This is a genomic window from Nonomuraea sp. NPDC050478, from assembly GCF_044458265.1.
GTDB classification, from domain to species: domain Bacteria; phylum Actinomycetota; class Actinomycetes; order Streptosporangiales; family Streptosporangiaceae; genus Nonomuraea; species Nonomuraea ferruginea.
The window spans coordinates 593714-606705 of record NZ_JBITHT010000005.1 but is presented as its reverse complement, the minus strand read 5'-3'; the positions used below and the strand labels follow the sequence as shown (position 1 = coordinate 606705).

The following is a 12992-nucleotide window of genomic DNA, read 5'->3' as shown; positions in this document are numbered from 1 at the left end:
GGTCACTCGTGGCCAGTGACGCACGACCTGCCCGAGTCGGTCTGGTCGAACAGGCACCGGCCGTCTCTGGCCAGCGTCACGACCTTCTTGACGGTGGCGAACTGCTTGAGCGTCGCCTCGATCGTACGCAGCGCCCGGGCGTCGGAGCCGACTCCTGAGCCCCAGACCGTGCGGCAGAAGCGGAGCGTGGCGGTGCCCTTGCGGATCTTCAGCGTGAAGTCGGCGCCGCAGTCGGAGCGGCCGCGGAGCTTGCCGGTCAGCTCGGAGTGCAGGCCGCGGCGCCGCTCGGCGGCGGTGGGGCCCTTGAGGAGCTGTTCGACGGCGAACCTGGCGACGCCGGCGTGCGGGGAGGTCCTGGTGACCGGCACGACCTTGCCGGGCACCCCGTGCCCCTTGGAGAAGTAGACCTGGACGTCGGCGGCGGTCTGCGCGGGGGTGAGGGCCAGCACGGTGGCCAGCAGCAGCTCCTTCATGCCCTGTTCGACGTATCGCCGGCACCCGGGGTTCGCAGCAGGCGCAGCGCCTTCTCCTTCTCGAAGTCCAGCGCCCTGCGCGGCACCTGGATGCGGCCGATGCGCACGCCCAGCTCGCGCACGCTCGCGGCGACGGCCGGCTCGCTGAGCGCGCGCAGCGCGAACGCCAGCTCGGCCGGTGAGACGTCGAACCGCTTCTCCAGCTCCACCGCGTGGGCGACGGCGGCGAGCTCCTCAGGGCCGAAACGCCGGTGCGCGCCGCGACCGCGCACCGGTGGCAGCAGCCCGAGAGCTTCCCGGTAGCGGAGCATCCTGGGGGACATGCCGAGCCGCTTGGCCGCTTCCGTGATTCGCATTCTTACATTCTTACGTCAACTTCCGGGGTCTCGGGGTGCGACCTTGCCGGACTGCCGCCTAGACTCGTCCGCGACCACACGATGACGCGAGGGGTAACGCAGATGGACTTCAAGGTCGCCGACCTTTCACTGGCCGAGTTCGGCCGCAAGGAGATCCGGCTCGCCGAGCACGAGATGCCCGGCCTCATGGCGATCCGCCGTGAATACGCGGCCTCCCAGCCCCTCCGCGGCGCGAAGATCATGGGCTCCCTGCACATGACCATCCAGACCGCCGTCCTCATCGAGACGCTGGTCGCGCTCGGCGCCGAGGTGCGCTGGGTGAGCTGCAACATCTTCTCCACCCAGGACCACGCCGCCGCCGCGGTCGTCGTCGGCCCCGACGGCACCGCCGACGACCCCAAGGGCGTGCCCGTGTTCGCCTGGAAGGGCGAGACGCTCGAGGAATACTGGTGGTGCACCGAGCAGGCGCTCACCTGGCCCGGCGCCGACGGCCCCAACATGATCCTCGACGACGGCGGCGACGCCACGCTCCTGGTCCACAAGGGCGCCGAGTACGAGAAGGCCGGTTTCGTGCCGGACGCCACCGACGCGGACCCCGAGGAGTGGCACGTCATCATCGGCCTCCTCAAGCGCACCGTCACCGACGAGAAGCGCTGGACCCGGATCGCCGAGGGCATCAAGGGCGTCACCGAGGAGACCACCACCGGCGTGCACCGTCTCTACGAGATGCACAAGAACGGCCAGCTGCTGTTCCCGGCGATCAACGTCAACGACTCGGTCACCAAGTCCAAGTTCGACAACAAGTACGGCTGCCGCCACTCCGTCATCGACGGCCTCAACCGCGCCACCGACGTGCTCATCGGCGGCAAGGTGGCCGTGGTGTGCGGCTACGGCGACGTCGGCAAGGGCTGCGCCGACGCGCTGCGCGGCCAGGGCGCCCGGGTCATCGTCACCGAGATCGACCCGATCTGCGCGCTCCAGGCCGCCATGGACGGCTTCCAGGTCACCACGCTGGACGACGTCGTCGGCATCGCCGACATCTTCGTCACCACCACCGGCAACTTCAACATCATCACCGCCGACCACATGGCGCGGATGAAGCACCAGGCGATCGTGTCCAACATCGGCCACTTCGACAACGAGATCGACATGGCCGGCCTGGCCAAGACCCCCGGCATCGAGCGGCGCAACATCAAGCCGCAGGTCGACGAGTGGGTGTTCGCCGACGGTCACTCCATCCTCGTGCTCGCCGAGGGCCGGCTGATGAACCTCGGCTGCGCCACCGGCCACCCGTCGTTCGTCATGTCCAACTCGTTCACCAACCAGGTGATCGCGCAGATCGAGCTGTTCACCAAGACGGAGGACTACCCGATCGACGTCTACGTGCTGCCCAAGCACCTCGACGAGAAGGTCGCCAGGCTGCACCTCGACGCCCTCGGCGTCAAGCTCACCCAGCTGACCAAGGAGCAGGCGGCCTACATCGGCGTCCACGTCGAGGGCCCGTACAAGCCCGACCACTACCGCTACTGATCTCCGGCGTGTTCGATGCTCCGGAGGGGCGGGCGCCCCTCCGGAGCCTTGGTGTCTGAAGGCTTGCATGGATCTGTGGGAGAGCGGGGAGCGGCACATCTCGTGGGCCGCCCGTTCGATGCCGGTGCTGACCGCGCTCGGGGAGCGGTTCGCCGCCGCGCGGCCGCTCGACGGGCTGCGGGTGGCCGCGTGCCTGCACGTCACGGCCGAGACCGCGGTGCTGATGGGCACGCTCAAGGCGGGCGGCGCGGAGATCGCGCTGGCCGCCTCCAACCCGCTGTCGACGCAGGACGACGTGGCGGAGGCGCTGCGCGGCTACGGCGTGGCCGTGCACGCCAGGGCGGGCGTCGACCGGGCCACCTACTACCGCCACATCCACCAGGCCCTCGACGTGCGGCCCGACCTGGTGCTCGACGACGGCTGCGACCTGGTCAACATCCTCCACACCGAGCGCACCGACCTGCTCGACGGGGTGTCGGGCGGGTGCGAGGAGACCACCACCGGCGTCATCAGGCTCCGGCAGATGGCCGCCGAGGGGGCGCTGCGCTTCCCGATGGTGGCGGTCAACGACACCCGGACCAAGCGGATGTTCGACAACCGCTACGGCACCGGCCAGTCGACGCTCGACGGCATCATGCGGGCTACCAACACCATGCTGGCCGGGAGCACGGTCGTGGTCGCCGGGTTCGGCTACTGCGGGCGCGGCGTGGCCGAGCGGGCCAAGGGGCTGGGCGCGCGGGTGATCGTGACGGAGATCGACGCGGTTAAGGCACTCGACGCCACCCTCCAGGGGTACGAGGTGCGCCCGATGGAGCAGGCGGCCCCGGCGGGTGACGTGTTCATCACCGTCACCGGCAACCGCGACGTGATCACGGCCGCGCACGTGGCGGCCATGAAGGACGGGGCGATCCTGGCCAACGCCGGCCACTTCGACGTGGAGATCGACGTGCGGGCGCTGGACGAGCTGGCGAGCGAGGTGCACCGCGGGATCCGGCCCAACACCGACGAGTACGTCCTGCCCGACGGCCGCCGCCTGCTGCTGCTCGCCGAGGGCCGGGTGGTCAACCTCACCGCCGCCGAGGGCCATCCGGCCGCGGTGATGGACATGTCGTTCTCCGCGCAGGCGCTCGCCGTCGCCTGGCTCGCCCGCGAGCGGGCGGGGATGGCGCCCGGCGTGTACGACGTACCCCAGGAGATCGACCAGGAGGTGGCCAGGCTCAAGCTGGTGGCCGCCGGCATCGGCATCGACGTGCTCACCGGCGACCAGGAGTCCTACCTCCACTCCTGGCGCAGCGGCTCCTAGCGCTAACCGGCCGCCTGCATCTCGCGCATCCGCCGGATCTCCGAGAGCTGGGTGACGCCCACGTCGTTGGCCAGCTCCTCGATCCGCAGGTGCGAGCCGCCCTTGAGCACCTCGGTCGACATCTCGATCGCGCCCTCGTGGTGCTTGATCATCAGCTCCAGGAACAGCCGGTCGAACGCCTGGCCCGACGCCGCTTTCAGCTGCTCCATCTGCTCGGGCGTGGCCATGCCGGCCATGCCGTCGTGCGCGGCGTGGTGGTCGGGCACCCGCTGGCCCTGCTGCTGCAGCCAGGTGCGCATCCACTGGATCTCCGGGCCCTGGGAGTCCTTGATCCGCGAGGCGAGGCTCTTGAGCTTGGCCGACTCCGCCCTGTTCGGCGCCAGGATGGCCATGTCGAGCGCCTGCTGGTGATGGACGATCATGTCCTGGACGTACGCGACGTCGGCCGCGTTCGCGCTCGCCTGGGGCACGGCGGTGACCGCCTCACCCGGAGCGAGCGTCCTGGCCTCCTCGCCGGGCTTGCCGGGGGCGATGACCGGCGCCGTCGAGTCGGCGCGCGGGGCCTGAGTCTCTGAGGTGCAGCCGGAAACGGCGAATATCGTGAGGGCACCGGTGACGACGACGAGCGCAGCGCGCACTCAGCCTCCTGACGGTTTCGGTCGGAACGTCGCATTCTAGGAGGGAATGGTGATCATTAATAGAGGGCAACCTGCTCTAATGTTTGACATATTGCGTGCTGGTCGTGAGCGGAGTTGAAGGGTGAAAATTTCACCATTTATGCCCCCTTTATAGGAGGACACCTCCCGTGCCGTCCACCCGCAGGTTCCTCGTCCTCGCTGGAGCCGCCCTCACCTTGGTGATGGCCGGCCTCCCCGCGCAGGCTGCGGACATCCCGGCTCCCGGCGAGATCGTCAAGAGCCAGAACATCACGCACGTCACCAACGTGCCCAAGCCCGAGGCCCTGGCCGACATCAACACGGACATGGCCTTCCAGGGTGACTACGCCTACGTCGGCAACTACTACGGCTTCTCGATCTACGACATCAAGAACCCCAAGAAGACCAAGGTAGTCAGCTCCGTGGTCTGCCCCGGCGGCCAGATGGACATCAGCGTCTACGGTGACCTGGTGTTCGGGTCCGTCGACTCCTCCCGCAACGACGACTCCTGCAACAGCACCGGCCAGAGCGCGGCCGTGAAGGAGTCGTGGGAGGGCGTCCGGATCTTCGACGTCCGTGACAAGAAGAACCCGCGGTACATCAAGTCCGTCGAGACCAACTGCGGCTCCCACACGCACACGCTCGTCCCCGACCGCCGCGGCAAGAACGTCTACCTCTACATCTCCTCGTACAGCCCGAACGCGGCCTTCCCCGACTGCCAGCCGCCGCACGACCTGATCTCCATCGTCAAGGTCCCGCTGCGGGACCCGGGTTCGGCATCGGTCATCGCCACGCCGAACCTGTTCCCCGACGGCGGCTTCCCCGGCGTGCCCGGCTCGTACCCCAACGGCAAGTCGGCCACCACCGGCTGCCACGACATCACCGCCTACCCGGAGAAGGGCATCGCCGCCGGCGCCTGCATGGGCGAGGGCATCCTCATGGACATCCGTGACCCGGAGAACCCGAGGGTGACCGCGACCGTCCGCGACGAGACCAACTTCGCCTTCTGGCACTCCGCCACCTTCAACAACAGCGGCTCGCGGGTGATCTTCACCGACGAACTCGGCGGCGGCACCAGGGCGACCTGCAACGCGGCCATCGGGCCGGACCGCGGCGCCAACGCGTACTACGACATCGGCGCCGACGGCCAGATGACCTTCCGCGGCTACTTCAAGATCCCGCGGCACCAGGACGACACCGAGAACTGCGTGGCGCACAACGGCTCGCTGATCCCGGTCAAGGGCAAGGACATCATGGTCCAGGCCTGGTACCAGGGCGGCATCTCGGTCGTCGACTTCACCGACCCGGCCAACGCCCAGGAGATCGCCTTCTTCGAGCGCGGGCCCGACGCGCCCAACCCGCTCAGCGGCGGCCACTGGTCGGCCTACTACTACAACGGCTACATCTACGGCTCGGACTTCAACCTGGGACTCGACGTCCTCAAGATCAACGACCCGCGGACCAACAAGGCCAACGGCGTGAAGTTCGACATCCTCAACGCCCAGACCCAGCAGTCCTACAAGGACCACGGGCACCACTGATCGTCCGTCGGCGGCGGGACCTCACCGGGGCCCCGCCGCCTTCGGCATGAGGAAACACGAGACCAAGGAGGCTCTCTGCATGTCCCGTATGTTCCGAACGCTGCTCGCGGCAGGCGCAGCCGTCGCCCTGAGCCTTACGGCGTTACCCGCCACCGCGGGTGACATCCCGCCCGCGGACACGATCGTCCACAGCCCGAACGTGAGCCACGTGCTCAACATCCCCAAGCCGGCGCCGCTCGCCGGCACCATCAACACCGACATCGCCTTCCAGGGCGACTACGCCTACGTCGGCAACTACGGCGGATTCTCGATCTACGACATCAAGAACCCGAAGCGGGCCAAGGTCGTCAGCTCGGTCGTCTGCCCCGGCGCCCAGATGGACCTCAGCGTCTACGGCGACCTGCTGTTCGCCGCCGTCGACAGCTCCCGCAGCGACGACTCGTGCAACAGCACCGGGCAGAGCGCCGCGATCAAGGAGTCGTGGGAGGGCGTCCGGATCTTCGACATCCGCGACAAGCGCAACCCCCGCTACATCAAGTCGGTCGAGACCGACTGCGGCTCCCACACCCTGACCCTGGTGCCCGGCAAGGGCCGGGACCGGAACAAGAACGTCTACGTCTACGTCTCGTCGTACCTGCCGGCGGCCAACCTGCCCGACTGCCAGCCTCCGCACGACAAGATCTCCATCATCAAGGTGCCGCTGCGCAACCCGACGCAGGCGCACGTGGCCGCCACGCCGGTCGTCTTCCCCGACGGCGGCAACGAGACCCAGCCGGGGCTGCTCGTGCCCACCACCGGCTGCCACGACATCACCGTCTACGCGGAGAAGGACATCGCGGCCGGCGCCTGCATGGGTGACGGCGTGCTGTTCGACATCCGCGACCGGCTCAACCCGCAGGTGACCGCCAGGACCACGGACGAGAACTTCGCCTTCTGGCACTCGGCGACCTTCACCAACGACGCCAGGACGGTGCTGTTCACCGACGAGCTCGGCGGCGGCGGCGCGGCCACCTGCAACGAGACCGTCGGGCCGAACCGCGGCGCGGACGCCATCTACCGCATCCACCGCGGCGAGCTGGTCTTCCAGGGCTACTTCAAGATCCCGCGGCACCAGGCCGACACCGAGAACTGCGTGGCGCACAACGGCTCGCTGATCCCGGTCAAGGGCAAGAACATCATGGTCCAGGCCTGGTACATGGGCGGCGTCTCGTTCATCGACTTCACCGACCCGGCCAACCCGCGCGAGTTCGGCTACTTCGAGCGCGGGCCGAAGGCCGACGGCAGCGGCGGCGGTGTCTGGTCGGCGTACTACTACAACGGGTACGTGTACGCGGCCGACTTCGACAACGGCCTCGACGTGCTGAAGATCGACGACCCGCTGGTCAAGGGGGCGTCGCACGTCCGCAGCGACATCCTCAACGTCCAGACCCAGGAGTCCTACCCCGGTGGAGGCTCGGGCCGCCACTAGGCCACGACCCGACCATCAGCGCCGGTCCCGGCTCACCGGGGCCGGCGCCCCTCACTGCGGCGGCGCGAACCCGCCGGTCCCCTCCGAAGCGGGCGGCGCCGGCGGTCCGTACGGATTCGGCCCGCCCTGAGGACCGGCGGCGGGCCCGTACGAGGTCGGCTGGACGGGAGGGGGGCCGTACGGGCCGGTCTGCGGCGCGTACGGGGAAGGCGCGGCCTGGCGCATCAGGCGGGCCTGCTCGCGGCGGCGGCGCTCGGCGAGCACGGCGCTGAGGTAGGCGTGCGGCGGCACCCCCGGCGGCGCGGCCGGGGACACGAACGACGCCATCTGGGTGGCGATCCGCACCCCCATCTCGTACTGGATCCGCGGCGACAGGTCATGCCAGCGGAGGATGTAGTGACGGGCGGCCGTCGCCACCTCGTCCGGCACCTGTGACAGCTCCAGGGACGCCGCCCAGGACGCCAGCTGCGGCGGCATCACGATGGCGTCGGAGTTGTCGCGCGGCCCCCGCTCCGAGATCACCATCGTCCCGGCGAACAGGTCGCCCAGCCGCTTGCCCTTCTGCGAGACGAGCGAGGAGATCAGCGCCGGCGCCCCGAAGAAGGCCCAGAACTCCACGAGCCCGGCGAGCCCGCGGAACAGCGCCTGCCGGAACCGCTCGGGGCTGCCGTCGTCGCTCACCACCCGCAGCCCGAGCGCCAGCTTGCCGAGGCTGCGCCCGCGCGTGGCCGTCTCGAAGATCACCGGATAGCCGACCATGACCAGGAACAGGAACAGGGTCACCACGGCCGCGAACATCGCCGGATCGGTGAACGCCGCGAGGTACGGCAGCGTGCTCAGCCCTCCGATCAGGAGCAGGATCTGGATGGCGTAGTCGATGAAGAAGGCCAGGGCGCGCGAGGGGAACTGCGCTACCCGTACCTCCAGGACGACGGCGTCACCGGTCACAACCTCTGACATATGTGGAGCCTAACGGCAATGACCGCCCGCGTGAGCGGCCAGAATGGTCACGTGGACATCGACGCGTTCGTCTCGGCCCACCGCCCGACATGGGATCGGCTGGAGCACCTGGTCAAGCACCGCTCCTCCCTGACGGGGGCCGAGGTGGACGAGCTCGTCGACCTCTACCAGCGGGTGTCGACCCACCTGTCGATCGTCCGCTCCTCCTCGTCGGACGCGATGCTGGCCGGCCGGCTGTCGGCGCTGGTCGCCCGCGCCCGCTCGGCCGTCACCGGCTCCCGCAACCCGGCCTGGCGGGAGGTCGTCCGCTTCTTCACGGTCTCTTTCCCGGTGGTGGCCTACCGGACGCGCTGGTGGTGGCTCGCCACGTCGCTGGCGTTCGTGGCGGTGGCCTGGGCGCTCGGCGCGTGGGTGGCCGGCGACCCGAGGGTGCAGGCCTCGATCGCCACCGAGGAGGCGATCACCCAGCTGGTCGAGCACGACTTCGCAGACTACTACTCGGAGAACCCCGCGGCGTCCTTCGCCAACCGCGTGTGGATCAACAACGCGCTGGTGTCGCTCCAGGTCATCGCCTACGCCGTCCTCCTGGGCCTGCCGATTCCCTACGTGCTCTGGCAGAACGCCGCCAACGTCGGCATCTCTGGCGGACTCATGGCCTCCAGGGACAAGCTCGACATCTTCTTCGGCCTCATCACCCCGCACGGCCTGCTGGAGCTCACGGCCGTGTTCCTCGCCGCCGCCGTCGGCATGCGGCTCGGCTGGACCGTCATCGCGCCAGGCCCCCGCAGACGCGTCGAGGTGCTGGCCGAGCACGGCAGAGCGGTGATGGCGGTCGCGCTCGGGCTGGTCGTGGTGCTGTTCGTGTCGGGCCTGATCGAGGCGTTCGTGACGCCGTCCGGGCTCCCCACCGCCGCCCGCGTCGGCATCGGGGTGTTCGCCGAGGTGGTCTTCCTCGGGTACGTGATCGCGTTCGGACGCCGCGCGGCCCGCGACGACCAGACCGGTGACCTGGAGGACGCCCCCGACGTGGCCCCGAGCGGCTAGAGCCGGCCCGCGGCCTTCAGCGCCAGGTAGTGGTCGGCCAGCGCGGGCGCGATGTCGTCGGGCGGCGCGTCGACCACCTCGACGCCGTGGCGGCGCAGCCTGGCCGTGATCCGCCGGCGTTCCAGCCGGGCGTGCTCGGCCGCCGCCGCGTCGTACACCTCCTCGGCCGTGCCCCGTCCGGAGGCCATCGCCGCCACCCGCGGATCCGACACGCCCGCCACCAGCACCAGGTGGCGCGAGGAGAGCTGGGGCAGCACGGGCATCAGACCCTCGTCCATCGCGGCCCCGTTCAGGTCGGTGAGCAGCACCACCAGGCAGCGGCGCTTGGCCCGGGACAGGATCGCGGCCACCATGCCCTGCGCGTCGGCCTCGACCAGCTCGGCCTCGATCGGCGCCATCACGTTGACCAGCGACGACAGCAGCTCGGTGCGGGAGGCGCCGCTCAGCCAGGCGCGCACCGACCGGTCGTAGGCCAGGAAGTCCACCCGGTCGCCGGCCCTGGCGGCGAGCGCGGCCAGCAGCAGGGCCGCGTCCATCGACCAGTCCAGCCGCGGCCACCCGGGCTCGGGACGCGGTGCGGGACGCACCAGCAGCCCGCCCTGGCCGTCCGCGACCGCCCCGGCCAGCGGGATCGGCGCCGCGCCGACCCGGCCCGCCGAGGTGCGGCCGGTGTCGAGCACGATCAGCACCCGCCGGTCGCGCTCCGGCCGCCAGGTGCGCACGACCACGTCGTGCCGCCGCGCGGTGGCCCGCCAGTCGATCGAGCGCACGTCGTCGCCGATCACGTACTCGCGCAGAGAGTCGAACTCGGTGCCCTGCCCGCGCACCAGCGCCGGATGCTGACCTTCCAGCTCGCGCAGTCTGGCCAGCCGGGACGGCAGGTGCTTGCGCGACAGGAACGGCGGCAGCACCCGCACGGACCAGGGGGAGTAGTGGTTGCCCTGGCGGGCGGCCAGCCCCAGCGGCCCGCGCGAGCGCACGGTCACCGCCACGGACTCGCGGTCGCCGCGCCTGGTCGGGGTGAGCGTCACCACCAGCTTGCGGCGCTCGCCGGCCGGCACGTCCAGCGCCAGCTCGCGCGGCGCCGCCCCGGCCGACGGCGGCCACGCGTCGCGCAGCACCCCGCGCACCCGCCTGCTCCCCGGGTTCTCGACCGTCAGCTCCACCGTCGCCCGCTGCCCGAGCCGCACCAGCCGCTCGCCCGACCGGTGGAAGCGCAGCGGCCGCACCGCGCCCGCGAACACCAGGTCCACGAGGATCCCGGCGGCCAGCAGCAGGCACACCCCGGCCAGCGCGGGGCCGGGCTGCGGGGCGAACAGCACCACCACGATCCCGAGCGCCGCGACCAGCCCGGCGCGTCCCGTCAGCGCCATCAGCGCGGGACCGGGACCGAGGCGAGGATGCCGTCGAGCAGGCCGTCGGCGGTCGCGCCCTCCAGCTCCGCCTCCGGCCGCAGCTGCACCCGGTGCCGGAGCGCGGGCCTGGCCAGCGCCTTGACGTCATCCGGAGTCACGTACGCGCGGCCCGACAGCCACGCCCACGCCCGTGAGGCAGCCAGCAGCGCGGTCGCCCCGCGCGGCGAGACGCCGAGCTGGAGCGACGGCGAGTTCCTGGTGGCGCGGGCGACGTCCACGATGTAGCCGAGCACCTCGGGGGCGACGTGCACCTGCGCCGCCGCCTGGCGGCCCGCCTCCAGGTCGGTGGCCGTCGCCACCGGCTTGATCTCCGACAGGTCGCGCGGGTCGAAGCCGAGCGCGTGCCGCTCCAGCACCGCGATCTCCTGGTCACGCGGCGGCAGCGGCACCGTCAGCTTCACCATGAACCGGTCCAGCTGGGCCTCGGGGAGCTGGTAGGTGCCCTCGTACTCGACGGGGTTCTGCGTCGCGCACACCACGAACGGGTCGGGCAGCGGGCGGGCCGCGCCCTCCACGCTCACCTGCCGCTCCTCCATCGCCTCCAGCAGCGCCGCCTGGGTCTTCGGCGGGGTGCGGTTGATCTCGTCGGCGAGCAGCAGGTTCGTGAACACCGGGCCCTCGCGGAACTCGAACTCCGCCGTCTTCGCGTCGTAGATGAGCGAGCCGGTCACGTCGCCCGGCATCAGGTCGGGGGTGAACTGCACCCGCTTGAAATCCAGCGACAGCGCCGCGGCGAGGGTGCGGACCATCAGCGTCTTGGCCACGCCCGGCACGCCCTCCAGCAGCACGTGTCCCCGGCACAGCAGGGCGATGACCAGCCCGGTCACCACCGCGTCCTGCCCGACGACGGCCTTGGACACCTCGGCCCGGAGCGCGCTCAGCGCCTCCCTGGCCGCGTCCGCGGGGGCCGCCGTCCGGGCGAAATGCTCAGAGCTCACTGACCTTCCTTTCGATGTGGTCCACGTATCCGGCCAGGGCGACCAGCTCGTCGTCCGTCTCCGGCGAAGGCCCGTACAGCGCGGCGCCGACCCGCTGCGCGTCCTCACCCGTCCGTACGGCGATCGCCGCCACCACTTCCCGGCTGTCCGCGCCCTGGCCCAGCCCGAGCCGGGGCGTCAGCCGGTCGATCGCGCCCGCCCGCAGCGCGTCGGCGGCCCTGGCCCTGGCCTTCCTGGCGCGGTAGAGCCTGCCGCGGCCCTCCACCGTCTCGGCGGCCCGCACCACCACCGGCAGCCGCTCCACCACGACGGGGCCGAGCCGCCTGCCCCGCCAGAACGCCACCAGCGCCACCGCCACGCACGCCATCACCAGCGACCAGCCGACGCCGGCGGGCATGAGGTCGTACATGGAGCGGCCCTCGATGCCCGCCAGGTCGCCGGTGGGCGGGGTGTCGGGGGACACCAGCCAGGTCACGGGCTTGCCGGTGTCGAGCAGGTTGAGCGCCAGCGCGGCGTTGCCGTCCTCGGCCAGGCGCAGGTTCGTCATGAACGAGGCGCTGCCGACGACCGTGGTCGTGCCGGACCCGTTCGGGAAGCTGACGAGCGTCGAGCCCTCATGCGACGGATAGCACCCCGTGCCGCCGGTGGGGACCTCGAACGCGACCCCGCCGATGTAGGCGCTCCCCGCGGCGGTCGCGGCGGGCAGCGCGCACTCGGGGTCGCGCGAGCGCTCCCGCACCGCCTCCGGCACCGGGTCGACGTTCGGGGCGAGCGTCGGCAGGTCGTAGAAGCCCACGATCAGCCGGTCGCCGGGGAGCGAGGCCAGGGCGGACGTGTCCACGTACGTCGTGTCGCCGGCGAACAGCAGTCTGTCGCCGCCCAGGGCCCTGGCCGCTTCCGCCGAGTCCACCCGGTCCACCGTGACGCCTCTGGCCCGCAGCAGCTCGGCCAGCGCCTTGGAGCCCTGCAGCGAGGTGTCGTCCGGATCGAGGAAGCGCTGGGCGCCCCGGTCGGGGCCGAGCAGCACCACGGCCGTGGCGACCGCCACGACGATCAGGCCGAGCAGCGCGATCAGCCGGCCGCCCCGCCACACGGACCGCACGGTCGGCGACGTCGGCACCGACCCGCCCCCGGCCGCCGGCGCCAGCCCGCCCGACGCCGGAACGCTCTCCTCCGGCCTCACCCGCACGCCTTCACCGGCCATCAGAACCTCCGAACCGCACCCCACCCGGCCTCCCGGCCCGGCGTCCTTCCAGGGGGTGGTGTCCTGCTGGGGTGGCCTGGACGGGGCGGTCGTGCGGGGGCGAT

The 12992-nt window shown here is 71.1% G+C and carries 12 protein-coding genes; 5 read left to right on the top strand and 7 right to left on the bottom strand.

Features of this window, described 5'->3' with window-relative positions; genetic code table 11:
* Window positions 1-2: 2 nt before the first annotated feature.
* Entirely contained in the window at window positions 3-473 is a 471-nt protein-coding gene (locus ACIBF7_RS27660; protein WP_271276689.1) for a GerMN domain-containing protein, read from the bottom strand.
* Entirely contained in the window at window positions 470-829 is a 360-nt protein-coding gene (locus ACIBF7_RS27655) for a MerR family transcriptional regulator (RefSeq protein ID WP_271276690.1), read from the bottom strand. The genes ACIBF7_RS27660 and ACIBF7_RS27655 overlap by 4 nt, the downstream gene beginning before the upstream one ends.
* A gap of 102 nt (window positions 830-931) precedes the next feature.
* On the opposite strand from ACIBF7_RS27655, the gene ahcY reads away from it, so the two are divergent.
* The gene (gene ahcY / locus ACIBF7_RS27650; protein ID WP_364225709.1) at window positions 932-2359 is read left to right on the top strand and encodes an adenosylhomocysteinase; all 1428 of its coding nucleotides are present in this window, start codon (window positions 932-934) and stop codon (window positions 2357-2359) included.
* A 67-nt stretch (window positions 2360-2426) separates the two neighbouring features.
* Window positions 2427-3662 (top strand): adenosylhomocysteinase, encoded by a 1236-nt coding sequence (locus ACIBF7_RS27645; RefSeq protein WP_397198484.1) that lies wholly within the window; start codon window positions 2427-2429, stop codon window positions 3660-3662.
* Window positions 3663-3664: 2 nt separating this feature from the next.
* Here ACIBF7_RS27645 and ACIBF7_RS27640 read toward each other — a convergent pair whose 3' ends face one another.
* Entirely contained in the window at window positions 3665-4300 is a 636-nt protein-coding gene (locus tag ACIBF7_RS27640; protein WP_148034230.1) for a DUF305 domain-containing protein, read from the bottom strand.
* A 221-nt stretch (window positions 4301-4521) separates the two neighbouring features.
* On the opposite strand from ACIBF7_RS27640, the gene ACIBF7_RS27635 reads away from it, so the two are divergent.
* On the top strand, window positions 4522-5859 hold the full coding sequence (locus tag ACIBF7_RS27635) for an LVIVD repeat-containing protein (protein ID WP_397198589.1): 1338 nt from the start codon (window positions 4522-4524) through the stop codon (window positions 5857-5859).
* 79 nt (window positions 5860-5938) lie between these two features.
* Window positions 5939-7327: an LVIVD repeat-containing protein gene (locus ACIBF7_RS27630; RefSeq protein ID WP_148034228.1), complete on the top strand. Its 1389-nt coding sequence runs from the start codon at window positions 5939-5941 to the stop codon at window positions 7325-7327.
* Window positions 7328-7378: 51 nt separating this feature from the next.
* On the opposite strand, the gene ACIBF7_RS27625 is transcribed toward ACIBF7_RS27630, so the two are convergent.
* Window positions 7379-8287, bottom strand: coding sequence for an RDD family protein (locus tag ACIBF7_RS27625; RefSeq protein ID WP_397198483.1), 909 nt, complete (start codon window positions 8285-8287; stop codon window positions 7379-7381).
* A 51-nt stretch (window positions 8288-8338) separates the two neighbouring features.
* Between ACIBF7_RS27625 and ACIBF7_RS27620 the strand changes: the two genes are divergently transcribed.
* Window positions 8339-9331 (top strand): stage II sporulation protein M, encoded by a 993-nt coding sequence (locus tag ACIBF7_RS27620; RefSeq protein WP_271276713.1) that lies wholly within the window; start codon window positions 8339-8341, stop codon window positions 9329-9331.
* On the opposite strand, the gene ACIBF7_RS27615 is transcribed toward ACIBF7_RS27620, so the two are convergent.
* The 3 genes from ACIBF7_RS27615 to ACIBF7_RS27605 are packed head-to-tail and all read right to left on the bottom strand — an operon-like array spanning window position 9328 to window position 12888.
* Window positions 9328-10704, bottom strand: coding sequence for a DUF58 domain-containing protein (locus tag ACIBF7_RS27615; RefSeq protein ID WP_364225720.1), 1377 nt, complete (start codon window positions 10702-10704; stop codon window positions 9328-9330). The two genes, ACIBF7_RS27620 and ACIBF7_RS27615, sit on opposite strands and share 4 nt — an antisense overlap.
* On the bottom strand, window positions 10704-11684 hold the full coding sequence (locus tag ACIBF7_RS27610) for a MoxR family ATPase (RefSeq protein ID WP_271276693.1): 981 nt from the start codon (window positions 11682-11684) through the stop codon (window positions 10704-10706). Before ACIBF7_RS27610 ends, ACIBF7_RS27615 begins: the two co-directional genes overlap by 1 nt.
* Entirely contained in the window at window positions 11674-12888 is a 1215-nt protein-coding gene (locus ACIBF7_RS27605; RefSeq protein WP_271276694.1) for a DUF4350 domain-containing protein, read from the bottom strand. Before ACIBF7_RS27605 ends, ACIBF7_RS27610 begins: the two co-directional genes overlap by 11 nt.
* Between the last annotated feature and the right edge of the window lie 104 nt (window positions 12889-12992).

Bases quoted from the DNA above. Each gene is read 5' to 3' on its own strand.
- ACIBF7_RS27660 (WP_271276689.1), bottom strand. From the start codon at position 473: ATGAAGGAGCTGCTGCTGGCCACCGTGCTGGCCCTCACCCCCGCGCAG.
- ACIBF7_RS27655 (WP_271276690.1), bottom strand. From the start codon at position 829: ATGCGAATCACGGAAGCGGCCAAGCGGCTCGGCATGTCCCCCAGGATG.
- ahcY (WP_364225709.1), top strand. From the start codon at position 932: ATGGACTTCAAGGTCGCCGACCTTTCACTGGCCGAGTTCGGCCGCAAG.
- ACIBF7_RS27645 (WP_397198484.1), top strand. From the start codon at position 2,427: ATGGATCTGTGGGAGAGCGGGGAGCGGCACATCTCGTGGGCCGCCCGT.
- ACIBF7_RS27635 (WP_397198589.1), top strand. From the start codon at position 4,522: ATGGCCGGCCTCCCCGCGCAGGCTGCGGACATCCCGGCTCCCGGCGAG.
- ACIBF7_RS27630 (WP_148034228.1), top strand. From the start codon at position 5,939: ATGTCCCGTATGTTCCGAACGCTGCTCGCGGCAGGCGCAGCCGTCGCC.
- ACIBF7_RS27625 (WP_397198483.1), bottom strand. From the start codon at position 8,287: ATGTCAGAGGTTGTGACCGGTGACGCCGTCGTCCTGGAGGTACGGGTA.
- ACIBF7_RS27615 (WP_364225720.1), bottom strand. From the start codon at position 10,704: ATGGCGCTGACGGGACGCGCCGGGCTGGTCGCGGCGCTCGGGATCGTG.
- ACIBF7_RS27605 (WP_271276694.1), bottom strand. From the start codon at position 12,888: ATGGCCGGTGAAGGCGTGCGGGTGAGGCCGGAGGAGAGCGTTCCGGCG.